Source organism: Bacteroidales bacterium (genome assembly GCA_035647615.1).
Taxonomy (GTDB): domain Bacteria; phylum Bacteroidota; class Bacteroidia; order Bacteroidales; family 4484-276; genus SABY01.
In genome coordinates this window covers 96,282-121,932 of the sequence record DASRND010000025.1, presented here as the reverse complement: position 1 = coordinate 121,932, position 25,651 = coordinate 96,282, and the positions used below count along the sequence as shown (strand labels likewise).

General features: G+C 47.0%; 18 protein-coding genes and 1 pseudogene. 10 read left to right on the top strand and 9 right to left on the bottom strand.

From position 1 onward, the window contains the following. Positions 1 to 201: 201 nt before the first annotated feature. Together sucD and VFC92_08310 are read right to left on the bottom strand one after the other, a co-directional pair. On the bottom strand, positions 202 to 1,074 hold the full coding sequence (sucD, locus tag VFC92_08315) for a succinate--CoA ligase subunit alpha (protein HZK08190.1): 873 nt from the start codon (positions 1,072 to 1,074) through the stop codon (positions 202 to 204). 172 nt (positions 1,075 to 1,246) lie between these two features. Beyond that, positions 1,247 to 1,675 (bottom strand): transposase, encoded by a 429-nt coding sequence (locus tag VFC92_08310; GenBank protein ID HZK08189.1) that lies wholly within the window; start codon positions 1,673 to 1,675, stop codon positions 1,247 to 1,249. Positions 1,676 to 1,859: 184 nt separating this feature from the next. Between VFC92_08310 and VFC92_08305 the strand changes: the two genes are divergently transcribed. The 3 genes and pseudogenes from VFC92_08305 (at position 1,860) to VFC92_08295 (ending at position 3,518) form a co-directional block, all read left to right on the top strand. After that, on the top strand, positions 1,860 to 2,363 hold the full coding sequence (locus tag VFC92_08305; GenBank protein ID HZK08188.1) for a thioredoxin domain-containing protein: 504 nt from the start codon (positions 1,860 to 1,862) through the stop codon (positions 2,361 to 2,363). 51 nt (positions 2,364 to 2,414) lie between these two features. After that, positions 2,415 to 2,789, top strand: a pseudogene (gene trxA / locus VFC92_08300) (thioredoxin). Between the two features lie 111 nt (positions 2,790 to 2,900). After that, entirely contained in the window at positions 2,901 to 3,518 is a 618-nt protein-coding gene (locus VFC92_08295) for a WbqC family protein (GenBank protein HZK08187.1), read from the top strand. Between the two features lie 107 nt (positions 3,519 to 3,625). Here the strand turns inward: VFC92_08295 and VFC92_08290 are convergent, their stop codons facing one another. Beyond that, positions 3,626 to 3,922: a GYD domain-containing protein gene (locus VFC92_08290; protein HZK08186.1), complete on the bottom strand. Its 297-nt coding sequence runs from the start codon at positions 3,920 to 3,922 to the stop codon at positions 3,626 to 3,628. Between the two features lie 178 nt (positions 3,923 to 4,100). Next, entirely contained in the window at positions 4,101 to 4,982 is an 882-nt protein-coding gene (locus VFC92_08285; GenBank protein HZK08185.1) for a hypothetical protein, read from the bottom strand. Positions 4,983 to 5,105: 123 nt separating this feature from the next. Between VFC92_08285 and VFC92_08280 the strand changes: the two genes are divergently transcribed. The 3 genes from VFC92_08280 to VFC92_08270 all read left to right on the top strand — a co-directional run bounded on the left by VFC92_08280 (position 5,106) and on the right by VFC92_08270 (position 9,216). Beyond that, positions 5,106 to 5,825 carry a hypothetical protein gene (locus VFC92_08280; protein ID HZK08184.1) on the top strand — a complete coding sequence of 240 codons (720 nt, stop codon included), beginning with the start codon at positions 5,106 to 5,108 and terminating at the stop codon, positions 5,823 to 5,825. 148 nt (positions 5,826 to 5,973) lie between these two features. Further along, complete coding sequence (locus tag VFC92_08275; protein HZK08183.1) at positions 5,974 to 8,757, top strand: alpha-amylase family glycosyl hydrolase; 2,784 nt, start codon at positions 5,974 to 5,976, stop codon at positions 8,755 to 8,757. An 18-nt stretch (positions 8,758 to 8,775) separates the two neighbouring features. Then, entirely contained in the window at positions 8,776 to 9,216 is a 441-nt protein-coding gene (locus VFC92_08270; protein ID HZK08182.1) for a hypothetical protein, read from the top strand. A gap of 161 nt (positions 9,217 to 9,377) precedes the next feature. Here VFC92_08270 and typA read toward each other — a convergent pair whose 3' ends face one another. The 4 genes from typA to VFC92_08250 form a co-directional block, all read right to left on the bottom strand. Further along, complete coding sequence (gene typA / locus VFC92_08265) at positions 9,378 to 11,198, bottom strand: translational GTPase TypA (protein ID HZK08181.1); 1,821 nt, start codon at positions 11,196 to 11,198, stop codon at positions 9,378 to 9,380. Positions 11,199 to 11,572: 374 nt separating this feature from the next. Further along, positions 11,573 to 13,849 (bottom strand): UvrD-helicase domain-containing protein, encoded by a 2,277-nt coding sequence (locus VFC92_08260; GenBank protein ID HZK08180.1) that lies wholly within the window; start codon positions 13,847 to 13,849, stop codon positions 11,573 to 11,575. 240 nt (positions 13,850 to 14,089) lie between these two features. Further along, on the bottom strand, positions 14,090 to 14,950 hold the full coding sequence (locus tag VFC92_08255) for a DUF4249 family protein (GenBank protein ID HZK08179.1): 861 nt from the start codon (positions 14,948 to 14,950) through the stop codon (positions 14,090 to 14,092). Between the two features lie 135 nt (positions 14,951 to 15,085). After that, a complete protein-coding gene (locus VFC92_08250) occupies positions 15,086 to 17,446 on the bottom strand; it encodes a TonB-dependent receptor (protein ID HZK08178.1) in 2,361 nt (786 codons plus the stop codon). A gap of 354 nt (positions 17,447 to 17,800) precedes the next feature. Here VFC92_08250 and VFC92_08245 point away from each other — a divergent pair, with 354 nt between their 5' ends. The 3 genes from VFC92_08245 to cysQ all read left to right on the top strand — a co-directional run bounded on the left by VFC92_08245 (position 17,801) and on the right by cysQ (position 22,677). Next, positions 17,801 to 19,264: a hypothetical protein gene (locus VFC92_08245; protein ID HZK08177.1), complete on the top strand. Its 1,464-nt coding sequence runs from the start codon at positions 17,801 to 17,803 to the stop codon at positions 19,262 to 19,264. Between the two features lie 192 nt (positions 19,265 to 19,456). After that, positions 19,457 to 21,478 (top strand): excinuclease ABC subunit UvrB, encoded by a 2,022-nt coding sequence (gene uvrB / locus VFC92_08240; protein HZK08176.1) that lies wholly within the window; start codon positions 19,457 to 19,459, stop codon positions 21,476 to 21,478. A gap of 356 nt (positions 21,479 to 21,834) precedes the next feature. Beyond that, the gene (gene cysQ / locus VFC92_08235) at positions 21,835 to 22,677 is read left to right on the top strand and encodes a 3'(2'),5'-bisphosphate nucleotidase CysQ (GenBank protein HZK08175.1); all 843 of its coding nucleotides are present in this window, start codon (positions 21,835 to 21,837) and stop codon (positions 22,675 to 22,677) included. A gap of 70 nt (positions 22,678 to 22,747) precedes the next feature. Here the strand turns inward: cysQ and VFC92_08230 are convergent, their stop codons facing one another. Then, positions 22,748 to 23,959: an AI-2E family transporter gene (locus VFC92_08230; GenBank protein ID HZK08174.1), complete on the bottom strand. Its 1,212-nt coding sequence runs from the start codon at positions 23,957 to 23,959 to the stop codon at positions 22,748 to 22,750. A 109-nt stretch (positions 23,960 to 24,068) separates the two neighbouring features. On the opposite strand from VFC92_08230, the gene VFC92_08225 reads away from it, so the two are divergent. After that, a complete protein-coding gene (locus VFC92_08225; protein ID HZK08173.1) occupies positions 24,069 to 25,511 on the top strand; it encodes a hypothetical protein in 1,443 nt (480 codons plus the stop codon). Positions 25,512 to 25,651: the final 140 nt, after the last annotated feature.

The following is a 25,651-nucleotide window of genomic DNA, read 5'->3' as shown; positions in this document are numbered from 1 at the left end:
GATAGTTAAAAAAGAGGTGCAAAAGTAAGTAAATCCGCATTGCAACAAAAAACGGCTGACTTGCAACAGCCAACCGTTTGTGTTTTTATCAATGTTTTATTGTGAATCACAACAAGCTATCGAAGGCCTGATAACTAAATATTTAAAAATTCTTTGTGCCTAGCTTCCGTAATATTTTATGGATTCACGCGTAAAGTTGGATTATGCCTTGAGCAGCTCGGCCATTTTCTTGCCGATGTCAGCGGGCGAGTCCACCACGTGGATGCCACACTCACGCATGATTTTTTTCTTGGCTTCGGCGGTATCATCTTTTCCGCCGATAATGGCACCGGCATGACCCATGGTTCGGCCTTTGGGAGCGGTGGCACCGGCAATAAATCCGACCACAGGTTTATGGCTGTTCGCTTTTACGTATTCAGCCGCTTCGGCCTCCATGGTTCCGCCAATTTCACCAATCATCACAATGCCTTCGGTTTTGGGATCGTGCATAAAAAGTTCGATAGCGTCACGCGTGGTGGTGCCAATAATTGGGTCGCCGCCAATGCCTATGGCAGTAGTTTGTCCCAGGCCGGCTTTGGTGAGCTGATCGACGGCTTCGTAGGTTAGCGTTCCCGAACGTGAGACAACACCCACACGACCGGGAGTATGAATAAAGCCAGGCATAATGCCTACTTTGGCTTCGCCCGGTGTGATTACGCCCGGACAATTGGGACCAACCAAACGGGTTTTTTTATCTTTCAAAAACTCCATCACCATTATCATGTCTTTGGTGGGGATGCCTTCGGTTATACAAATAACTACGCCAATGCCTGCATCAGCAGCTTCCATAATGGCATCGGCAGCAAAAGCCGGCGGCACAAAAATCAACGAAACATTGGCACCTTGCTGCTCCACAGCCTCGCGAACCGTATTAAAAACCGGGCGATCGAGGTGCGTCTGGCCACCTTTGCCAGGCGTAACGCCTCCGACTACCTGCGTACCATACTCAATCATTTGCTGTGCGTGAAAAGTTCCTTCGCTGCCGGTAAATCCCTGCACGATTACCCTCGAATTTTTATCAACCAAAACACTCATGACGAATTATATTTTTAATTTTTAAAGTTTGGACAAAAGTAAATTTTTTCATCCTAAGGCTGTCGAATTAAGTTTTTTTAAATGGGATTAGATAGTTGTTCGTTGTTTATTGTTCGTTGTTTGTTGTTCGTTGTTTGTTGTTCGTTGTTCGTTGTTGGTGGACTGCGGTTTATTACGAAAGAGGTTCCTTCTCATCAGCAACCGGCTGAACAAATTGCAGACTGCCATTGCGACTAATACAATCGGTGATTAGTTTTTTGAATTTCCAGCAGGTCATCTGACGCTTTTCCAGACGGCGTGACAGCTCATACGACGAGATGTCGGGGTCGCTGCAAACGCTGTAGGCTATAGCAAAAGCTTCGGTGAGTTCTATTTTGCAACGATGAAAAATGGTGTGTGCCGTTGCCGACTCGTCGTGCTTGCAGCGCGTGCATCGTCGCGAGAAGGGTGTTTTGCCTTTACAATAATTCGTGTTGCCACATTTGCGACACACAAAACCATCTTTCCACTTCTCAGCTGCCAAAAATTCCTGACATTGTTCGTTGCTGGCAAAGGCCGCTTCAAACTCTACAGGCTTGAGTTGGTCTATCAAGTGTTTCATTTTTAAAAAATCATTTATAAAAGTTTGCTGTCAATCTGACCTATCATAACAGATGAATTGGGTTTAGCAGGGTTTTTGCAAAAATACATAAAAAGTGATACTGAAACGATTTACTAAATGAAATAATTATAGTTTTGCAGCCAACTTATAAAATTGTAACCATCATCAAAACATCGATAACATAATGAGAAAAACAACAATGATAACCATCATTAGCCTGCTGATAGCCTTTAGCAGCACAGCTTGCAACAATACTACCGGCGACGAAAAACAAACCGTCAAGGCTGAAGCCGCCACCACAATGAGTAGCGACGAGAAATCATCTATTTCGCCTGAATTTCTTACCGCTGCGACTTTTAAATCAAAAATATGGAATTACGAAAAGAATCCACAGGAGTGGATTTACGAAGGTAGCGAGCCGGCCATCATCGATTTTTACGCCGACTGGTGCAAGCCCTGCAAAATGGTAGCCCCCGTGCTCGAAGAGATAGCGCAGGACTACGAAGGAAAGGTAAAAGTTTATAAAATAGACACCATGGTAGAAAAAGAGCTGGCAGCCGTTTTTCAAGTCAGCAGCATCCCGGCATTTCTTTACATTCCAGCCCAGGGCCAGCCACGCATGGATCGCGGTTACAAAGATAAAGCAGCATTCGAACGCATTATTCAGCAAGAGCTGCTGAAGGACTAACCCCTGGGAAATTTAATTTTTAATAATCATAAAAAACCTATAACAATGGAACATTTGACCAAAGAAACATTTCTGAAAAAAGTATTCGATTTTGAAAAAAACAAAGAGTGGAAATACGAAGGCGACCTGCCTTGCCTGATCGACTTCTACGCCGACTGGTGCCAGCCTTGCAAAATGGTAGCGCCCATACTTGAAGAACTTTCCAAAGAGTATGCTGGTAAGGTTCACATTTATAAAGTTGATACGGAAGATCAGCAGGAACTTTCTGCAGCTTTCGGTATTCGCAGCATTCCATCGCTACTGTTTTGCCCCAAGGATGAGCAGCCGCAGATGGCACAGGGCGCCTTACCCAAAGAAACCATGAAGCAGGTGATTGAAGAAGTACTGCTTAAAAATAAACAAGAAGCTACCGTAGAGAAAAAGTAATCCTCCTTATTTTATTTGAAACGGTAATGAAGAGTGCGGCAAATGATGCCGCACTTTTTTTTGTTGCAAACTTGCTACTTTCGCAGCGTTTTAACCAGCTAACCTATTTTCATGGAATTTACAAAACCCGTCTTACTTTCCACAGCCTATCTGCCACCGGTGCATTATGTGGCTGCCATGCTGGCGACTGGCGAGGTAATTATAGAAAGGCATGAAACGTATCCCCGGCAAACCTACCGCAACCGCTGCGAGATAGCAACTGCCAACGGAAGGCTGCCACTCACCATTCCTGTGCACAAACCCCACGGCAACCGAACCAAAACGCACGAAATATTAACCGACACCCAAACCAACTGGAAAGTTCTGCATTGGCGCGCCATCCGCACCGCGTATGCCAACTCTCCTTATTTTCTCTATTACCAGGACGAGCTGCTGAAAATTTACGAAAGTAATGCCACCCATCTGATCGATTTCAACCACCACATACTCACCGCCGTGCTGGCGCTTATCGGCATCGAAATCCGCATAAGTTACACTGATCATTTTGAAAAACAGCTAGTCGGCATGGAAGATTTACGCACAGCTTTTTCGCCAAAGCGACCGACATCAGATGATAGCTTTAAAATATATCATCAGGTTTTTGCTGAGAAGCACGGTTTTATCAGCGGATTAAGTATTCTGGATTTGCTGATGAATCAGGGGGGAGAGGCTATAAAATATCTGCGTTGATGCAAAATAAACTACCGGAGAGGCGCAGAGACGCAGAGAAGAAAAAGATTAATTCTTTCTAAAAATCTCTGCGCCTTAGCGCTTTTGCGGTGAAATAAGTTTTTTAATTAAATTTCCTCGGTGAGCTCCAGGAACCGCTTGTAGGGAATGGCCAGCATACTCCTGGCTTGAACGGCTCCGTTGGCCTGGCTGATCAGCGATACCTTGGCAGCGATTTCAGGATCGGGCGCTTCGTAGATATCGATAAAATCGTATTCGCCCATAATGGCGTAGTGCGAAAGGAATTTCACTTCAGGACATTTGGTCTTGACATGATCAAGCCAGCTCCGTCCCTGGCGTTCGCGGTTTCTCATCTCATACGAAAGATCAGTTGATAGTTTTGTGAACAGAATGTAGGTTTGCATGATATCCTCCTTTTTTTGATGATTAAAAACTTGAACCCGAAGATACAATTATTTCTGTATCCATAAAAAGAGTTGCAAAAAAAATGAGTATTTAAACTATTCGCAACAGAATAAATAAAGTTGAAAACCACGGCCAAACAAATGATGAAAGGGCTTCAATCCAGGATTTCCGGAGGAATCAGATGTAAAAAGGAAAGCCGAAATTCTTGTCGTTTATGAGCATCACCTTATCAATACAGCCATCCAAGTCGGTGTCGATAAGACTTTCGATGAGTGTTTGTGTTTGCCCATCAGAGGTTACCTCGATGGTTGCTTCGGCGGGGCGGAAAATCTTAGCACATCCAAAATCGATTGGCCAGGGATTTTGTGTTTCCGTCACAAAGTTCGCAGCAGTATTGCCGCTTTCAGCATTACCCGAAAACATTCCCCTGGCTGTAAACATCACATCAAAGCGAAGCAGATCGAACTTTAGCGGCTCAGCTGCGCCGGCAGTCTGAAGTATCTCTTTTGTGGACACCACTACCACTCTCCCTTCAGCATATTCACATCCGACGGAAACTTCAAAGGTGAACTCAGGCTGTCCGCCGATCACCTCACCGGTGCGAATGTATTGCATATTTCCGTCATAGTGCACACCGTCGATGAAGTAATTGTCCAAAGTTGCATACGCCCAGTCCCCGTCCGGTATCGAATCAGAAAAGGAAAACACCCGGATTTTACCGCTTTTTACCCTCTCGTCGCGAGCAAGCGTTTGCTCTCCGTAATCGATTTCATAACGAATCTTTCCGGGAGAATCGGCAAAGCGCGTCACCAGCGCACTGTCGATGATGGCCGTACCTTTGCGCAACAGCGCGGTATCGTTCATCACGCGATGCAAAACGGAAAAATTATAGGTGATGTTGATGTCGGAGCGTGCGTAAAGCGATGTGACTTTGGCGATATCAACAAACTCGGAGGTGTCGTCCTTCTCGCATGACGAAACGGAAAAAATAAATATTGCGACAAGCAACGTCAACAGGCAATTTTTCAGGAAGGAGTGGTGGTAAATGGAAGATTTCATTTTTTTAAACAAGCTATTTGTTCATGCTAACGCGCTTTGCGCAAAATGATTTTGGGACGACCCAAATTTTAGTCCGGTTATCAGAAATAAAAATATGTTTGCACACACAAAACAAAAGCTCAGATGAAAAAACAGGATTTCTATTTTGCCGGCGCGATCATTTTATTTTTCCTCCCATTTTTTATTTTCCAACCGCTGTACGATTTTTACAAGGTTTTTAATGCCGAACACCCTTTCATCATCAGTTTCATCAAGTTTGCAATCTTATCTACTTTGGGCGAAGTCATCGGATTGCGCATTCGTACGGGGCAATATCACCAACGGGGCTTCGGGCTGCTGCCACGCGCGTTGGTGTGGGGCTTTTTGGGCATAGGCATCAAAATGTCTTTTATCATCTTCGGCACCGGAGCGCCCCATATTCTCACCACGCTGGGCTTCCAATTTCCGACAGATAATCCGGCTGACATCCTCAACCAGAATTTCTTTGCAACTTTCTCGTGGCTACAATTGCTCACTGCTTTTACGGTGAGCATAACCATGAACACCTTCTTTGCGCCAATCTTTATGTCGTTTCATAAAATCACCGACACACACATCCTGGCTACCGGCGGCACACTTCGGGGGTTCTTCACTCCTATCCCGATGGCCACCATCATGCAAAATATGAACTGGAGCGTGCAGTGGAATTTTGTTTTCCGCAAAACGATTCCATTTTTTTGGTACCCGGCACATACCATCACTTTTCTGCTGCCGGCGGAGTATCGCATCCTTTTTGCGGCGGTGCTTGGCGTGGTACTCGGCATTTTGCTTTCCGTCGCCAGCCTGAAATCGCGTGGCGAATAGGGTCGCATTTGTTGACTTTGAATTGTTATCCTTTTGATTCAAAATTTCTGATCAAACCATCTTTTGTAATCCAAAACCAAATCGTAGCCCAAGCGTTATGTTTTACTATTTTTGTAAAAATTCAATTTGACCATAAAAGGTTTCCACGATGAAAAAACTTACAGTTCTCCTTTCGGTGATGATAGCTGCTTTTTCGACAGCAGCGCAAATCACCACCACACCTGAATATCCTACCGATATTGTCGAAATCACTTTAACCTTTGATGCTACCGGTACCGCTTTGGAAAATTACAATGGCGACGTTTACACCCACACCGGCGTTATCCTGGAAGGCGCAAGTTCGTGGAGCCATGTTATAGGTGACTGGGGGAACAATACTAACCAGCCCAAGCTTACCAAGCTGGGCAACCACAAGTACCAACTGGTCATCACGCCCAACCTTCGACAATTTTACGGTGTCGAAGCCGGCAAAGTAGTTGCACAACTGGCATTCGTATTCAGGAGCGCCGACGGAAGTTCTCAGAGTTCCGACTTATTTGTCAATATTTTCGGCGACGACCTACAGCTCATTATCTTAGAACCTGCGCAGGCAAAGATTTTTGCTGCTGAGGGAGACGTGATTCCCATTGATGCCATAAGCCCGCAAGCCGACTCGATGTTTTTGATGGTAAATGATACCCCGATTGTGGCGGTTGCTGCTACAGAAATCAATTACCCACTCATCGCCGAAAATCTGTCAGGGTTTTGGCAGGATGTGGTTGTAACCGTAATAGCCAAAAATCAGATAAACTCCATTAGCGAAAGCTTTACCTATTTTATTTTGCCCGACCCGGCTGTTGAAAATCGTCCGGCTGAGGTGATTGATGGCATCAACTACATCGGCAGCAGCTCGGTAATCCTCTCGTTGAATGCTCCGGGAAAAGAGTACGTGTTTACCATCGGCGACTTCAACAACTGGCAGTTTGGCCAGGATGGATACATGAAAATGACACCCGACGGCAATCATTTCTGGTTACAAATAGACGGGCTCACTTCCGGACAGCAATATGTTTTTCAGTATCTGGTAGATGGAAACATCCGCATTGGCGATCCTTACGCCGAACAGGTGAGCGATCCGTGGAATGATTCTTATATCAGCGAAAGCACCTATCCCGGCCTGATTGATTATCCTTCCGGCCTAACCGAAGGCATAGCCACTGTGCTGCAAACCGAACAGGAACCGTATGAATGGCAAACCGAAAACTTTGAACCTCCTGCCGTTACCGATATGATAGTTTATGAGCTGCTGGTGCGCGATTTTACCGTGCAACACACCTTTCAAAGCGTTATCGATACGTTGGGTTACCTGCAAAGATTGGGTGTAAATGTGATTGAACTGATGCCGGTAAATGAATTTGAAGGAAACAACTCGTGGGGCTACAATCCCAATTATTATTTTGCTGTGGATAAATACTACGGCCATAAAAATACGCTCAAAGCGCTCATCGATACCTGTCATGCGCGCGGCATTGCAGTGGTGATCGACATGGTGCTCAACCATTCTTTTGGCACCTCGCCTATGGTATTGCTTTATTGGGACGAACTAAACAACCGCCCCGCCGCCGACAATCCCTGGTTCAATCAGGAGCCTAAGCACGATTTTAATGTAGGTTTTGATTTTAATCACGAAAGCCAGCAGACGCGCCAATTTGTGAAGCGCGTCAACAACTTCTGGCTTACAGAGTACAAAGTTGATGGCTTCCGGTTTGATCTTTCCAAAGGATTTACACAAAAAAATACTTTGGGCAACACCAACGAATGGGGAAAATACGACCAGTCGCGCATTGATATCTGGAAAGATTACTCCGATGCTATCTTCGAAACCAAACCTGATGCGTATGTAATTTTAGAACACTTTGCCGACAACTCCGAAGAGAAAGTACTTTCGGCCAACGACATGATGGTGTGGGGCAATTCCAACTACAATTACAACGAGGCCACTATGGGTTATACCCAGGAAGACAAATCTGACTTTAGCTGGATTTCCTATCAAAAGCGTGGCTTCCAGGCGCCGCATGTGGTTGGTTACATGGAGAGCCACGACGAGGAGCGGCTGCAGTTTCGCAACATTAGCTTCGGCAACAGAGTGAACGGCTATGACATTCAGGACAGCGCTACCGGATTGAAACGTCTGGAGCTGGCTGCAGCTTTCTTTTATACCATTCCCGGCCCCAAAATGATTTGGCAATTTGGAGAACTGGGCTACGACTTCTCCATCGATTTCAATGGCCGGGTCGGCCCGAAACCCATCCGCTGGGATTATGCCAACGACTGGCGCCGCATGTATCTCTATCAGGTGCATGCCGCCCTGGCACAGCTCAAAAAAGAGTTGCCCGTGTTTGCCACAACGGATTATACCCTCGATGTACACAACGCACAGAAATCGATTGTGCTGCGTGGCGATACTATGGATGTTGTGGTGGTGGGAAACTTTGGGATGACTTCGGAAAACAACACGCCGGCGTGGCCGCAAACCGGCACCTGGTATGAATTTTTTACGCAGGAGACGCTGCAAGTGAACGATGCAAGCCAATCTTTAGAATTGCAACATGGCGAATACCAGCTCTATTCCACCAGGAAAATAGATAAACCCCAATGGCTGAATACAGCGGTGGAAGAACCCACTGGCTTTACAACCGAAAGCTTTTTGAACGCCTATCCCAACCCATCCAATGGCATCGTTAGCCTGACGATGGAATTGGCAGAACGCGCCTCAATACATATTTCCGTTTACAACCAAACCGGACAAATGGTTTCCGAAGAAACGCTCAGCGCGCCACAAGGGCGATGCGAAGTAGCAGTTAACGAGCATCGCCGGCTAAAGCCAGGGATTTATTTTGCTAATGTTACCATCAGCAATCAACAATACAACACCAAATTTCTTATTCAATAATCAATTCATCAATGTTCTATGAAAAAACAAATCTTTTCATTTTTAATACCCGCCCTTTTGCTTATCGCAATGGCGTCGTGTAGCAAGTCATCTTTCGACTATCTTGGGAAATCATATCCGCAAACAACCAATCCTGAAATTTTCTTCAGAGACCAGGACGTGCCTCAGGATTATGAAGTGATGGGCAAAGTAACGGCAGAAGTGCCTTACAGCAAAAAGCTGAAATACATTCAAAACAAAGTGATGACGGTGGCACGCGAAAATGGTGCCGATGCAGTATTGTTTTCGGATGTCAACATCCGCTCTACCGGAACCACCCGCAGCTCGGGTGGCGCTGCAAGCGGTCGCAAGGTACGCGTGGGAGGTGGCGCGAGCCGCACCTCCGACAACGAAGTGAAAAACGTTGAAGCAGTGATGCTGAAATACAAGAGCAACATCCCAACAAAACCAAAACAATAGAATAAAAGAAGAGGCGCATCAATATGCGCCTCTTCTTTTATAATTTTATATCAATCAAAATTCAAGGTTTAAGATCTGAAATTCATTTCTGATTCGTCAATCTTAATTCAGAAATCCCTTCTAAAGGCTCAAGGCAGGCGCAATTCGTCTATCCAATTTCTTTATTGATTCAGCGAGTCATCCGAACGCTTCTTGCGCTTACGCTCAATTTCGTCGAGAATGATCTTTCGGATGCGTATCGACTTGGGCGTTACCTCCACATATTCGTCTTCTTTGATATATTCCATGGCTTCTTCGAGCGAGTGTCTGATGGCCGGGATGATTACGGATTTGTCGTCGGAACCCGAAGCACGCATGTTAGACATCTTCTTGGTGCGCGTAACGTTTACGACAATGTCGTCCTGGCGGGTATTTTCGCCAATCACCTGCCCGACATAAATTTCCTGGTTAGGCTCTACAAAAAATCTCCCCCGATCCTGCAACTTGTCTATTGAGTATGCGATGGCCATACCCGTTTCCATTGCGATAAGCGACCCGTTGCGGCGGTTGACGATTTCCCCTTTCCAGGGTTCGTAAGCCTTAAAACGATGCGCGATTACCGCTTCGCCTTCTGTGGCTGTGAGCACATTGTTGGTCAAGCCAATGAGTCCGCGAGACGGGATGGTGAACTCCAGAGCTGTGCGGTCGTAACGATTCTCGATGTTGTTGATCTCTCCTTTGCGGTGCGTAACAATCTCGATCACCTTTCCAGCAAAAGCCTCCAGCACATGTACCGTCAGCGATTCGACAGGTTCATGTTTAACACCATCAATTTCTTTGATAAGTACCTGCGGCTGGCCAAGTTGAAACTCATAGCCTTCGCGTCGCATGGTTTCGACCAGGATGGAAAGATGCAGGATGCCACGGCCATACACCAGAAGTTTCTCCGGCGAATTGGTTTCTGCAATGCGCATGGCCAGGTTTTTTTCAACTTCTTTGTAAAGCCTTTCACGCAGATGACGCGAGGTGACATAGATTCCTTCGCGGCCAAAAAAGGGCGAGTTGTTGATGGTAAACAACATACTCATGGTAGGCTCGTCCACAGAGATAGGAGTAAGCGCTTCGGGAACTTCAAAGTCGGCAATGGTGTCGCCGATGTCGAAATTCTCGATGCCCAGCACGGCACAAATCTCACCGGCCTCCAGCGCTGTCTTCACCTTTTCCTTACCCAATCCTTCGAAGCGATACAGCTCTTTTATCACCGATTTGCCGACCGTACCATCGCGTTTCACAACCGATACCTGCTGCCCCATTTTAATTGCTCCACGGGTGATGCGCCCCACAGCGATACGTCCCAGATATGACGAATAATCCAGCGAACTGATCTGCATCTGCAGTGTTCCCTTATGCACTTCCGATGCCGGAATGTGCTCCAGGATCATATCGAGCAGGTAGCTGATATCGGTGGTGGGCTTATTATAATCCTGGCTCATCCAGCCTTGTTTTGACGAACCATAAACCTCCGGAAAGTTCAACTGATCTTCAGTAGCATCAAGGCTAAACATCAGATCAAAGACAGCTTCGTGCACCTCCTCCGGATTGCAATTGGGTTTATCTACTTTATTAATCACTACGATGGGTTTCAGTCCCAGCTTGATCGCCTTCTCCAACACAAAACGCGTTTGTGGCATTGGTCCTTCAAAAGCATCCACCACCAGCAACACCCCGTCGGCCATGTTGAGCACACGCTCCACCTCGCCACCAAAGTCGGCGTGGCCGGGCGTGTCGATGATGTTGATCTTAACATCCTTGTAACGTACCGATACATTCTTAGATAGGATAGTAATGCCGCGCTCGCGCTCCAGATCGTTAGAGTCGAGGATGAGCTCTCCCATCTCCTGGTTTTCACGAAAGAGGTTTGCCTGGTGTAGAATGCGATCCACGAGAGTAGTTTTGCCATGATCGACGTGGGCGATGATGGCAATATTTCGAATGTCGTACATATAATATCGTTTTGACGGAAATGCGGTTGGAAACAATTGATCCGCTGATGATTAGTAATCTAAACTTTTAAAAAAAATAGTTTGCAAAAGTACACTAATGTAACCAGTCGAAACTACCTGCATGTTAAGTTTATGTAAAACAAGCATTACAATGTCAGGCGATGGAGTATTGGCGATTTAAAAATTAATAAGGTAATAAGGTTGGATTTCAGATGGGTTGCTTTCTTACTAAAGTTTGAAAAGTAAGGAATAAGGTTTTTTATTTTTTACCAAAATACCGTGTTGCACTTAATCTCTATTGCAACCAGCTAATACCGCCGGCTCCGACCTTCGAGCGTCCGAAGGACCTCGAAACGTCATAAATATCCGAAGCTCTACTCCACAATCTTCAACCTGGCGAATTTTAGTAGTAAATTCTTTTGGCCAATAGCGGCGAAAAACACCACAGCTTTTTGGTTGCCGCCTGTCCCTTCGACGCTGAGTACTTTCCCCTGGCCAAACTGAGCATGCATCACCTGCATGCCTGCCTGAATATCTTCAACCGGTGAGCTATCGAAAGGTTCCATGCGCGTCTGGGCATCAGTCTTTTTGGTGGTATTGGTTTGCAGACGGCTGCTAGCAAAAGTTGACTGTTTAGGGAAACCGGTGCCAAAGGAGCTGCTGCGATGCGCCGGCTTTCGGAGCAGGTCGATGCAGCTCTCGTCGATCTCTTCCAGGAAACGACTGGGTTCGCAACTGGTGAGGTTGCCCCAACGGTACCGATTTTCTGCATAAGAGAGAATGGCTTGCTTGCGGGCGCGGGTGATGGCCACATAAAACAGACGGCGCTCTTCCTCCAGGTCAGCACGCGAAGTGATGGATTGTATGGAAGGAAAAAGATTTTCCTCCATTCCCACCAAAAATACGTACGGAAACTCCAGCCCTTTGGCACTATGGATGGTCATCAACGCAACCTTGTCGGGATCGTTGTCGTCCTGGTCGGCATCGGTGAGCAGGGAAATGTCCTGCAGGTATTTGTCGAGCGAGCGGATGGTCCCCTCCCCTCCTATCTCCAACTGCTCGCCACTTTCCGAAAAATCCCTGATGCCGTTGAGCAACTCTTCGATGTTTTCGATGCGGCTGATACCTTCGGGGGTTTTGTCTTCGTTGAGGTTGGTCATAATGCCCGATGACTGGGCAATATCGCGCGCCAATTCGTAAGCATTGCGCACCTTTTGCTCCACGCGGAAACGTTCGATCATGGTGGTAAAATTCCCAATGCGCGTGAGGATGCCCTGATTTATTTTCAGATCATAATCGCTTGCATTAGCAAGTACCTCCCAAAGCGTTTTGCCCATTTTGTCGGCTGTCACCGTAAGGCGGTCGAGCGTGGTAGCGCCGATGCCCCGTGCCGGATAATTGATGACGCGTTTGATGGCCTCATCGTCGGCAGCGTTCACCACCACCCGAAAATAGGCGATTAGGTCTTTGATCTCTTTGCGTTTGTAAAAAGAAAGGCCGCCATAAATGCGATACGGAATATTAAGCTTGCGCAATGCCTCCTCAATAGAGCGGCTCTGCGCATTGGTGCGATAAAGAACGGCAAACTCGCTGTTGGGCAACTGGTTGTTCATCTTTATCTCAAATACATTTTGCGCCACCAACTGCCCCTCCTCAGTATCGGAGGAAGTGCGGTGCAGTTTAAGCTTGACGCCTTCTTCGTTTTGCGTCCATATTTTTTTAAAAATCTGCTCCTTGTTATGAGCTATCACACTGTTGGCAGCATTTACGATGTGTTGCGTAGAGCGATAATTCTGTTCGAGCTTGTAAGTTTTAAGGTCGGGGTAATCCTTTTCAAAATTGAGGATATTCTGGATGTTGGCGCCCCGGAAAGCATAAATACTTTGGGCGTCGTCGCCTACCACACAGATGTTTTCGTGGCGCGCAGCCAGTTTTTTCACAATCAGATACTGGGCGTAGTTGGTATCCTGATATTCATCCACAAGGATGTACTGGAACTTCTTCTGGTATTTCAGCAGCACATCGGGGAAGTCGCGCAACAGCACGTTCATATTAAAGAGCAGATCGTCGAAGTCCATGGCCAGGGCACGACGACAACGGGCAGTATACATCGAATAGATGTTACCGATAAAAGGCTTGGCCGACATTTTATCCTGACTCATCAGCTCATGGTTGGCGTTGTAATCTTCGGCAGAGATCAGGTTTGATTTTGCCGACGAAATGCGCCCCAGAACATAGCCAGTCGGATAAACCTTGGGATCGAGACTGAGGTCTTTCAGTATGGAGCGAACAAGGCTTTTGGAGTCGTCGGTGTCGTAAATGGTGAAGTTGGAAGGGTAGCCCAGATGGTGGCCATCCACGCGAAGTACACGGGCGAAGATAGCATGAAACGTTCCCATCCACACGCTTTTGGCCTCGGTAGAGCCAACCAGATTATAGATACGTTCCTTCATCTCGCGTGCTGCTTTATTGGTAAAGGTAAGCGCCAGTATGTTGAACGGGTCGATGCCTTTCTGCAGCATGTAGGCCACACGATAAGTTAGCACGCGCGTTTTACCGGAGCCTGCGCCGGCAATCACCATCGCCGGGCCAGTATAGTTAATAACAGTTTCTTTTTGTACTTCGTTGAGGTCGTCAAGCAGGTTTTTCACATTAAATATTTTTTAGGCTCCAAAATTAGTGGTTTTGAAGGAGGAAGGAGGGAATTGTTAAAAAGATTGAGAAGAATGAAGAGGAGTTTTAAATTCCGAAGTGATTCAATATTCAAAAATTGGTAATCTTAAGGGTTGCATCCCCTTCGGGGCTGCGAACCCAGGCATGGGATGCCAACCCTACTGGGGATGGCAACCCTGGTAGAATTTCATCATTATTCGGTTCGATATTCAGCACTATTATTCGGACTGAGAAACAACTCGGCTGGCGCTGCTGCTGCTCCAGGCGCCGAAAGCACCAAAGGCTCCGTTGCTAATGTTTCCATTCACGTTGGCCGGCGCACCGCCAAATAGTGGCGATTGATAGCGAACCTCCTCCTGCAACTGCGAAAGAAACTCTGCATAGTCCCGTGTGATGCGCGAAACGCTAAGCGTTACCTCATCGCCCGGAAAAAGCTGTTGATTTACATCCGACTGATTGAGATAGCCGACGCCGATGCCATTGGTATAGTTTCCGTTGTACAACAGGTCGTCAACCACAAATACTTTGGTGATGGTATCCGTAACCAGCAGACCGTTGCGGTAAAGATTAAACATGTAATAATCCTCGGTGGGCGGATCCCACACGTAGCATTTCACCTCCCAGATTCCGTCGGCCCCCCAATCGTCGTGAAACTCAAGTGCAATGCTGTCCATTTGGCTGATGGGATAAATATATGAGGTAGCGGAATAGGTGTCCGTGCCGCCAATGGCTTCGGGCAAAAGTATGTCGAGCTGGTAATCGCTGCCAATGCGCCCGGCCACCTGCGGATCGGTGTAATAATTGCCGGAGCCGGTAGGCGTTTCAGTGAGAAAATATTTTTCTTCGGCGTTGCTAATCGTTACCTCAGCACCCGATACATTTTGCGGAGGCTGGTTATCAAAATAGTCGGCAGTAGTGCTCAGCTTTACAAGATGTGCCGCAGTATCCGTCGAAAAACGGGCGTCCACCACCAGTCGCGCATATTGCTGCTGATCCAGATTAACATCTATCTTTTCGGTGCATCCAGCAAAAGCTGCGATGATTATTGCGAATGCAAAATAAAAGCTGCGCTTCAGCAAGTTTATATTTTGACAATCACAAAATATCCTATCACCTTTTTCCAATTGAATATTTGAGATTTGAGATTTATTTGTCATTTGGACCTTGTTTGTTGTTCGTGGCTTTTTGATATTTCGACCTTAACCTGTTCGACCTTAAAACTTAAAATTATACGAAATGCTTGGTATCACCGAGAAGAGGTAGGTCATCTCGGCGTAGGTTTGGTAGTCGCCGCCAGCAGTTTCCTGCACAAAATTAATAGACCAGGGATTCTTACGCCCGTAGGCATTATACACCGAGAAGTTCCACTCGCCGTACCATTTGCGGTCGGGGTTTTTGCGCGGGCGCAAGGTCACCGAAAGGTCGAGCCGATGGTAGTCGGGCATGCGGTAGTCGTTGCGGTCGGAATAAATGGGCACCACCACCCCGCCCCACACGGCGCGGCCTGTGGGAAAAGTGACGGGCAAACCGGTAGAATAAACCCAGTTAAGTCCCGCAGTCCAACGTTGGCTGATGTCGTAATTTATTACTATAGAAATGTCGTTGGGCTTATCGTAAGGAGCCACATATTTTTTCCCGTTGTTGATCTCTTCAATTTTACGCTCGGTTTTTGACAATGTGTAGCTAACCCATCCGGTGAGTTTTCCATGCTGTTTCCGCACCATCAGCTCCAGACCATACGCCCACGAACGGCCAAAACGGAGTTCTGCTTCAAGTTCGCGGTTGAGCAGCAACTGTGCGTGGTCTTTGAAGTCGATGGTGTTTTGCATATTTTTATAATAAACTTCAGCGGAAGCTTCAAACATATTGTTGTCGAAATTGCGGAAGTAGCCTAGCGCTCCCTGATCGCTAATCTGCGGCTTCACATTGGGGCTGGCCGGAAACCAGATGTCGAGCGGTGTGCCGGCGGTAGAGTTTTGCCCAAGCTGCAAATATTGTATCGTTCGCGAATAGCTTCCTTTTACCGATGCCCGCTCGCTAAGCAAATAAACAAACCCCACGCGCGGCTCCAAATGCGTGAAGGTATTATAAACTTTGCCGGCGGCAATCGGCTCTCTTTCGATGATGTTGTAATCTTCGTCGAAATGATAAAGTGTGTCAGCGCCCACATTTTGAAACATCGAAAACCGCAGTCCATATTTTAGCGTAAGCAAAGCTCCGATCTTTTGTTCGTTGCTGACATAAATTCCCGATTCGTAAGCAAATTTGGATGGGATGTCGTAACTGGTCAGGAAAGTTTCGTCGCCAATGCCACGCGCTTCACCAGGGCTAAAGGTATGGTGAATGAGGCTTGCGCCAAAACGGATGGTATTGTCGGTGTTGAGAAACCAGGTAAAATCGGCTTTTCCTCTGTAGTCGACCAGCTCCGATTTCCACTCAAACGAGGTGACCTCGCCTTCGGCGGTTCCCAGGCTGTAGTCGTAGCGCGAACGCAGCAACGTAAAATTGGAAAAGAGTTTTTTACTAAAAAGATGATTCCAGCGCACGGTAAAGGTGCCATTGCCCATATTCATGCCTGCAAATTCATTTTTAAAAACATCGCGTCCCAGATAGGCAGAAGCAAACACGCGGTTGTTTTCGTTGAAGGTATGACTAATCTTAGCGTTCAGATCCCAAAAGAAGAGCTTGCTTCCCCTCAGGTTATCCTTGCCAAGAAGCGGAATAAACAAATCAGCGTAGGTACGGCGTCCGGAAACAATAAAAGATGTATTCTCATTTACGATCGGACCTTCCAGCGTGAGGCGGCTCGAGATAATCCCGATGCCTCCGGTGGCTGCAAACTTTTGGTTATTTCCATCTTTCATGCGCACATCAAGCAGCGACGACAGGCGGCCGCCATAAGCCGGCGGAATGTCGCCTTTGTAGAGTTTCACATCTTTGACAGCATCATTATTAAAAACCGAGAAAAATCCCAGCAGATGGCCGGAGTTGTAAACGGTGGCTTCGTCGAGCAGCACCAGGTTCTGGTCGGTACTGCCGCCGCGCACGCTAAAACCGGTGCTTCCTTCCGACACAGTTTTTACGCCGGGCAGCAACTGCAAGGCGCGGATAACGTCGGTTTCGCCAAACAACGCCGGAATCTGACTGATGGTTTTGGTCTCCATGCGCACCACACTCATCTCGGCAGCACGCACATTGCGATCGATGCGCTCGCCACTGATCACTACTTCGTCGAGCTGCTGATCGGAAGGCACAAGCCGCACATCCAGCGTGCGATCGTTGTCGAGTAGCACCTCGCGCTGTTGCGTCTGATAGCCAATGTAGGAATAGGTAAGCGTGTATTGCCCTGCCGGCAGACTCAAAGCGTAAAATCCATACACGTTGCTGCTGGTACCGCATTGGTTTTCGGTGATAAAAACCGTTGCTCCGATAAGCATCTCGCCGGTTTTTGCATCCAGGATGTGACCGCTCACCGTCAACTTTTTCACCTCTCCTTCATTCCTCGACGCCACAGCCATAAGAGTTTGCAGAAGCATGAACAGAGAGAAGATTATTATTTTGATATTGATTTTCATAAATAAAGCTGTCAGGTTTGGATGGTTGATTCACATTCACTTAAGGGATAAAAGTTCGTAACAATCTTAAAACGCAAAAGTGGCGTTTTGTTGGGGATTGAAAGGCAAATGAACAATGAATTTAAATCTTTTGTTCCAAAAAAACCAATTGATTTTCTGCACATAGTTATTTGGACAGCAACCCGCAGATTGATGATAAAGCTATTTATTACCAGAAATGATCTCTAAAAAACAAATATGCGTCAACAAAACCTACCTGCTGACGATAAGAAAGGCCGCACTATCAACAATAAAGCTTTAAAAAATGCGTAATCTGCAAAGAAAAAACAGGCCTGTGCCGCTAAGAAAAATTAAATGATCCGACGCATTATCCCTATTCTGATATCCCTTTCGCTGGCGCTGCTGCTCGTGCTTTCAGCTTGTCGCAAAGACGACACCATCAACAAAAGCCCGTCGGTAAGGCTTGAGTTTTCGTCCGACACTTTGATCTTCGATACTGTTTTTACCTCCATAGGTTCCATCACCGAACAAATTCGTGTGCGCAATACGAGCAATGAAAAAATTAACATTTCGCGCATAAAACTGGCCGGCGGTATAGAATCGCGCTTCAGCATCAACGTGAACGGTATGGCGGGTTCCGACTTTCAGAATATTGAAATCCGTGGCAACGACAGCATCTACATCTTTGCCAAAGTCACCATCAATCCCAACGACGCCACCGCTCCTTTCGTCATCACCGATTCGATCGTTTTTGATATCAATGGCAACCAACAGGATGTCGATCTGGTGGCCTGGGGGCAAAATGCGCGCTACATCCTCTGGGATACGGATCGCCCCGGCTTGCCGCGTTATAAAATTGTGGCCGGCGAAGGCATCGACACCACCTGGACCAACGAGCTGCCCATCGTCATTTACGGATATGCCGTGGTCGATTCCACCGGCAGCCTTACCATCAATGCCGGCACAAAAGTGCATTTTCACAACGGCTCCGGATTGTGGATTTACAAAGGAGGCTCGCTAAAAGTGATGGGCACACAGGAAGACCCCGTTTATTTTCAAGGCGACAGGCTGGAGGCGTTTTATAATGATTTGCCCGGACAATGGGATCGCATCTGGATAAACGAAGGCGCTGTGGATAATCAGATCAACTATGCCGTGATTCGCAATGGGTTTATCGGCTTGCAGACCGAAACGCTTCAACAATACATGGGCAATCAGCTTACACTAAATAATACCATCATCGAAAATATGTCGGGCGCAGGCATCCTCACGCGCTATTATGTGATTGCCGCGCAAAACTGCGTAATCGCCAACTGCGGGCAATACGCGCTGGCACTTACACTTGGCGGCGCTTACGACTTCCGGCAAACCACGGTGGCCAACTACTGGGGTTACGGCGTGCGCAACACGGCCTCGATTTATCTCAACAACTATTTCCTCGACGAAAACAACCGTCCGGTGACCTATCCGTTCGAAGCCTATTTTGGCAACAACATCCTCTACGGAAGCCAACGCAACGAGCTGGTGATCGACGACACTTTGGCCGAATTCAAATATACATTCGACCATTGCCTGATCAAAACGGAGATGAATATTGCACAGGATTCCAATTTTATTAATTGTTTAAAAAACAAAGACCCGCTCTTTGTGGATTACCGCGAAAACGACTTCCGCCCCGACAGCCTCTCACCCACCATCGGAGCTGGCAGCACCGGGGTAGCGGCTACCGTGCCTTTCGACATCAATGGCGTGTCGCGCATCGAAAGCCCCGACATGGGCGCTTACCAGTGGGTTCCTACCATCCCGCGAAGGAGATAGACTTTCCCAAAAACAATTAATTGTTCGTTGTTCCCTTCGGCTTGGTTCGACTTCGCTCACCAACCGACGCTCAGGGCAGGTGTTGTTCCCTGCTCTTTGCTCTTTGCGCCATGCGCCATGCTCTTTGCGCCACGCGCCATGCTCACAACTTTTGCCGGCTAATACCGTTGATAACGGGTAGAAAAAAATGCAATGGATTTTAGACTTACCTCGGAATATTCTCCTACCGGCGATCAGCCCGAAGCCATCCGTCAACTGGTGGAGGGGTTGCAGCGCGGCGACGAAGCGCAGGTGCTTTTGGGCGTTACCGGATCCGGAAAAACTTTTACAGTAGCCAACGTGCTGAATCAGCTCAACCGTCCTGCCCTCGTGCTGAGCCACAACAAGACACTTGCGGCGCAGCTCTATGGCGAATTCAAACAATTTTTCCCTGATAATGCCGTGGAGTATTTCGTTTCTTATTATGATTATTACCAGCCTGAAGCCTTTATTCCGGTAACGAATACCTACATCGAAAAAGACCTTTCGATAAATGAAGAGATAGAAAAGCTGCGTCTAAGCACTACTTCCTCGCTGCTTTCGGGGCGGCGCGACGTGATCGTGGTTTCGTCGGTTTCGTGCATTTACGGCATCGGCAATCCCGACGATTTCAGTAGCAACATTCTTCATCTTAGCACCGGCACCACAATACAGCGCAACCAACTGCTCCTCGATCTGGTGGGCAGCCTCTACTCCCGCAACGAGATGGAATTTAAGCACGGCACATTTCGGGTAAAAGGCGATCACATCGATCTTTTTCCAGCTTACGCTGATTTTGCCTATCGCATCGTGATGTGGGGCGACGAGATTGAAGAGCTTCTTATTTTTGATCCGGTGAGCGGCCGTGAAAAAGAGAGTCGGGATGAGATCATTATCTATCCGGCCAACATCTTTGTAACGAGCAAAGAAAAGATGAAATCGGCGCTAGGCGAGATACAGCAGGACATGTTTAAGCAAGCCGAATATTTCAGAGAGATAGGAAAAGGGCTGGAGGCTAAGCGCCTGGAAGACCGTGTAAATTACGACATCGAGATGATGCGTGAGCTGGGCTACTGCTCCGGCATCGAAAACTACTCGCGCTATTTCGATGGCCGCCGCCCCGGCACACGCCCGTTTTGTCTGCTCGACTATTTTCCCGAAGATTTTATTACAATTGTTGATGAAAGCCATGTCACGCTTTCGCAAATAAAGGCGATGTACGGCGGCGACCGGTCGCGCAAGCAAACGCTTGTGGAATATGGTTTCCGGCTACCCTCGGCCATGGACAACCGCCCGCTGAAGTTTGACGAATTTGAAGCCGTCACCGGACAAACACTTTACGTGAGCGCCACACCCGCCGAATATGAACTCAAAAAAAGCCAGGGTGTGATTGTCGAACAACTCATCCGCCCCACCGGCCTGCTCGATCCCATCATCGAAGTGCGTCCCAACCAGGATCAGATTGATGACCTGCTGGATGAAATAGACCGCGTGGTGAAAAACAACGAGCGCATACTGGTGACGACCCTCACCAAACGCATGGCAGAAGAGCTGCATAAATATCTCACCAAGCTCGACATCAAGAGCCGCTACATCCACTCCGACGTGGACACGCTGGAACGGGTGGAGATATTGCGCGACTTGCGGCTGGGCGATTTCGATGTGCTGGTGGGCGTAAACCTTTTGCGCGAAGGCCTCGACCTGCCCGAAGTTTCGCTGGTAGCTATCCTCGACGCCGACAAGGAAGGATTTCTGCGGTCGGAACGTTCGCTGACGCAAACGGCAGGAAGAGCGGCACGAAACATCAATTCTAAGGTAATCATGTACGCCGACACCATCACCGATTCGATGCAACGCACCATCGACGAAACCGATCGTCGCCGTGTAAAACAAATGAAGTACAACATCGATCATGACATCACTCCCACCCCATTGATAAAATCCATCGACTCGATCTTGTTGCAAACCTCTGTGGCAGGCAAATCCGGCAAGACAAAAGCCTACATCGGAAAATCAGAAGCCGACATCGCTGCTGACCCGGTGGTGCAATACATGGGGCGCGACGAGCTGGAAAAAACCATCACCCGCACCCGCAAAAAAATGGAAGAAGCCGTGAAAGAGCTCGACTTCATTGCCGCAGCAAAAATACGCGATGAGATGTTTGCGCTGGAAGAACACAGAAAAGCATTTAGTTGAAAAATTCTTCGGGAGAAAAAGATGAATATTTTGAAATTTGACTTTTTTATTAAGCATTTGAGTGATCAATTTTAAAAAACAACATCAAAGACAAATCCTATAGATTTATAAAAATCCATCGCGCACCCCCCAGCCCCCTGAAGGGGTAGCTGCCAACGCACAAGCCAAAGTGTGCGGGAGGCTTCCCCTTCAGGGGATTGAGGGGTTGAGTGGCATCTTTTTAAAAAAATTCTAAGTTGAATAATTTGATTTTAAAATAGCATCAGCGAAACTGTTACCTTTTTTATAAACATTGAGCATATTAAAACAAAACCCGGCGACCTTACAACTTGACAACGCGGCAACCCAATGACACGATGATGAATTTACAAGAACATTTGCAACTTGCCATCCGCGCTGCTTTGCTGGCGGGCGATGAGGTCATGAAAATTTACGAAACCGACTTTACCGTTGACTTTAAAGCCGACCATAGCCCGATAACCGAAGCTGACCAGCGGGCACATGAGGTAATCAACCGACAACTGGCCACCACAGGTATTCCGTTATTGAGCGAGGAGGGAAAACATCTGCCCTACGATCATCGGCAGAAATGGGAAACCTTGTGGATTGTCGATCCGGTGGATGGCACCAAAGAGTTTGTAAAGCGAAACGGCGAGTTTACTGTCAACATCGCGCTGATCAAGGGTCAGGCACCAGTACTGGGCGTTATCTGGTGTCCGGTGACGCGGCAACTTTATTATGGTAACACTCAAACTGAAGAAGCGTGGCGCTGCGAGTTCGACACACATTTATCTACAGATATTACCCCCCCCTTACTTCATGCCCGCGCAGAACGTCTTCCGCTTTCACAGGATCGCAGCAGCGTGGTTGTTGCTGTTAGCCGGTCGCATCTTACACCGGATACGCAATCATTTATTAATAAAGTAAAACAGCAACAGGAAATCACCATGCTGTCGCGCGGCAGCTCGCTCAAGCTGTGCTTGATTGCTGAAGGTAGTGCTGATGTTTATCCACGCCTTGCGCCCTCCAGCGAATGGGACATCGCAGCCGGACAAGCCATCGTCGAAGCCTCGGGAGGTCAGGTGCTGGATTATGCCACCAAAGCTCCTGTGCATTACAACAAACCTAACCTACTCAATCCGTGGTTTGTAGCTTTCGCAAAAAACCAATCAGAAAATCTATCTGCGATTTTTCGCTAATTCTTTTTCGTATGAATTAGCCTAATTCGTGTGAATTCGTTGATAAGCCATCGTGTGAATTCGCGGGCGCTTAGTTATGGAAGATATTCTTGATTTTCTTTTGCAACTTTTTCATCATTCCATCTCCATTGTCGCCAATGCCTTCGTTGCCGAGCAAATAGCCCAGCGGCTGCATAACGGGCACAGCATCAAAGATCACCTTTAATATTCCGGTAACAGGAATGGCAAGTATCATTCCTGCTACGCCCCACACGGCTCCTCCCAGAATGACGATAATGATAATAACAATAGGGTTAAGCGACACCTTTTTGCCTATGATATAAGGTTCCAGGAAATTATTTTCGACAAATTGTGCAACCACGAAAACGGCAGTAACACCAATCAATGTCCCTATTTCGCCACCTGAAATCAGGGCAAACAATAATGCGATGCCGCCGCCAATTATATTTCCAAAGTAAGGTATTATTGAAAGCACTGCGGCAATGATGCCAACAAAAATGGCATACTGGACACCGAGCAATAAAAATCCAATAATGTAAAAGACGGTGAGAATTATCATCATGATAAATCGTCCGGCCAGGTAGGCTTTGGCCACTGTGATGGATTTAGCGATGATTTGATTGGCACGTTCTTTTTGATCATCCGAGACCATTCGCAGCAGCGACTTCCTGAGTTTGTTGCGATAAAGCAATAAGAAGAAAACATAGATAAATACCAGTAACAGTGTTCCCAAAAAGCCAAACAGTGTCATGGCTGAATTGGCTGCACCTGTGAGTATCTTTTGACCGGAGAAAGAGCCAAAAGGGGTGTCCTGTGACGAGTTAGCTGGGCTATCGTTCTGCTTTGCTGCATCTCCGTTATCTTGTAGAGCTATATCGGTGCTGTCGGCGTTACCTTGCAAAAATGAGGGCATGGTAAACATTTTGTCGAGCGAGATACCTCCCTTTTGTTCCACATAATCAATGGCATTATCAATCTTCGGCTTCAGCTCGTCGGTAATTTTATCCCAGTCGTCCACTACCAGGCTAATCTGAGCGCCAAGCACAAACACGAATCCAAGAGTTGCGATCATCAGCAACAAATCAGCAAGAAAAGAAGCAATTCCGCGACCGAGCCCCCAATGCTCCAGTTTGCCGGCAACCGGCAGAACCACCATTGCCAATAATAGAGCTACTACCAGTGGCACCAGAAAACCCTGCGCAGCTATGAGCCCGTGAAAAGCATAATAGGAACCTACTATGACGAGGAAAAGATAAAAGAGTATTCTGCCGGCTTTATTCATGTTTTTGTTTTTTGTTTTTATAAACAACATAGGGCCAAAATGGTTATTCGAATTTGATATTCTTTCGCAGTCATTATTATTTGTATCAATTAAACCAAAATCTACCTTTATGAAAAAGTATCTTTACCTAAGCATTATGCTTCTGAGCATTTTAACTGCAGGCGCTCTGCAGGCAGGAGTGATCCCGGAGCAAGCCGCCCTTGAACCAAATATTGTTCCCCCAGTCAATCTTCAGGCTGAGGTCATTGGCAATAATGTAAATTTGACTTGGTCAGCATCATCCCAGCCGCAGTGGATACACTGGGACGATGGCTCTACGTGGAGTTATTTTTCACTGTCGGGCATTGACACCTATCGCATGGCTTTGCGATTCACTCCCACCGATCTGCAAGAGTTCGACGGGTTGTATCTGACGCGTTTTGCTGCAAACATAGGAGATGCCAATGCGGGCTATCAACTTAAATTTTATAAGGGCGCTGCCGGCAACAACCTCATCTATTCCCAAATACTAACGGACATTGTTGCCAATAGCTGGAACACTTTTGAGCTTTCCATGCCGGTTGAAATTGACGCTGACCACGATTTATTTATTGCGATTCAGGTCACCAATGCCAACAATAATATCCCAACGATCGGTTTGGACAGCGGCCCGGCAGTAGTCGGAAAAGGAGATTTGGTTTCATTTGACGGTACCAACTGGTATAACCTGGCCAGTCATGGTATTGATAGAAATTTTTCGATGCACGTTTATGCAGATATTTCTGCAGGTGGCAAAGCAATGGCTCAGGGACAATGGCTGGAAGAACCTACATACACTGAACCAACAGGAGAGATCAAAATAAACCCCGTCCTCGCTTACGGTGAAGCTTTCAATAGCACCAGGGATTTGATTGGCTATAACGTTTACCGCAACAACACCAAAATAAACACCTCGCTGGTAACCGGTAAAGCTTACACCGATATTAATGTCTCATCAGGTGCCTACACCTATCACGTCACTACGGTTTTCAACGGCGACGAGTCAGCTCCTTCGGTTCCGGTAAATGTGAGTCTGGGAGCCATACAACAAAGCTATCCGCTTACAGCTGGATGGAACAGCATTTCGTCGCATCTGATACCGGCATTTGCCGACATGAACATTATTTTCGCACCTATTGATGACAAAGTGATAATGGTGAATGGAATTGCCGGCTATTATTATCCCGAATACGGCATCAACACGCTTGGAAACTGGAATGTGAAAAACGGGTACATGATAAAAGTCAGCAACAACTGTCAGCTTCCGTTCAATGGTTTTACCAACAGCAGCATGAGCATCGCCCTTGTCAAAGGCTGGAATCTTATTTCGGTATTATCGGCATGCGAGGTAAATACTGCCCAGCTTTTCAACAATATAATCACCAAGCTGATAATTGTGAAAGAGGCTGCCGGAACCGGCGTTTACTGGCCGGAACACAGTATAAATACTATGCCGGTACTCAAACCGGGGAAATCTTATTTTATAAAAATGTCGGCCAGCCGCAATCTCGTGTTTCCGGGGTGTAAAGAGTGAAAAGCTTTTGTTTTCTTAAAAAGAAGAAAAATTATCGCAAAGCCGCTAATGTCAATGGAAAACAGCTATAGCGGAAAGCCGTCAGCCGCCAAATTATAAAAAGATATTGTAGGCCTACGATCAATTTTGACGATTTGACA

Bases quoted from the DNA above. Each gene is read 5' to 3' on its own strand.
- sucD (HZK08190.1), bottom strand. From the start codon at position 1,074: ATGAGTGTTTTGGTTGATAAAAATTCGAGGGTAATCGTGCAGGGATTT.
- VFC92_08310 (HZK08189.1), bottom strand. From the start codon at position 1,675: ATGAAACACTTGATAGACCAACTCAAGCCTGTAGAGTTTGAAGCGGCC.
- VFC92_08305 (HZK08188.1), top strand. From the start codon at position 1,860: ATGAGAAAAACAACAATGATAACCATCATTAGCCTGCTGATAGCCTTT.
- VFC92_08295 (HZK08187.1), top strand. From the start codon at position 2,901: ATGGAATTTACAAAACCCGTCTTACTTTCCACAGCCTATCTGCCACCG.
- VFC92_08290 (HZK08186.1), bottom strand. From the start codon at position 3,922: ATGCAAACCTACATTCTGTTCACAAAACTATCAACTGATCTTTCGTAT.
- VFC92_08285 (HZK08185.1), bottom strand. From the start codon at position 4,982: ATGAAATCTTCCATTTACCACCACTCCTTCCTGAAAAATTGCCTGTTG.
- VFC92_08280 (HZK08184.1), top strand. From the start codon at position 5,106: ATGAAAAAACAGGATTTCTATTTTGCCGGCGCGATCATTTTATTTTTC.
- VFC92_08275 (HZK08183.1), top strand. From the start codon at position 5,974: ATGAAAAAACTTACAGTTCTCCTTTCGGTGATGATAGCTGCTTTTTCG.
- VFC92_08270 (HZK08182.1), top strand. From the start codon at position 8,776: ATGAAAAAACAAATCTTTTCATTTTTAATACCCGCCCTTTTGCTTATC.
- typA (HZK08181.1), bottom strand. From the start codon at position 11,198: ATGTACGACATTCGAAATATTGCCATCATCGCCCACGTCGATCATGGC.
- VFC92_08250 (HZK08178.1), bottom strand. From the start codon at position 17,446: ATGAAAATCAATATCAAAATAATAATCTTCTCTCTGTTCATGCTTCTG.
- VFC92_08245 (HZK08177.1), top strand. From the start codon at position 17,801: ATGATCCGACGCATTATCCCTATTCTGATATCCCTTTCGCTGGCGCTG.
- uvrB (HZK08176.1), top strand. From the start codon at position 19,457: ATGGATTTTAGACTTACCTCGGAATATTCTCCTACCGGCGATCAGCCC.
- cysQ (HZK08175.1), top strand. From the start codon at position 21,835: ATGATGAATTTACAAGAACATTTGCAACTTGCCATCCGCGCTGCTTTG.
- VFC92_08230 (HZK08174.1), bottom strand. From the start codon at position 23,959: ATGAATAAAGCCGGCAGAATACTCTTTTATCTTTTCCTCGTCATAGTA.
- VFC92_08225 (HZK08173.1), top strand. From the start codon at position 24,069: ATGAAAAAGTATCTTTACCTAAGCATTATGCTTCTGAGCATTTTAACT.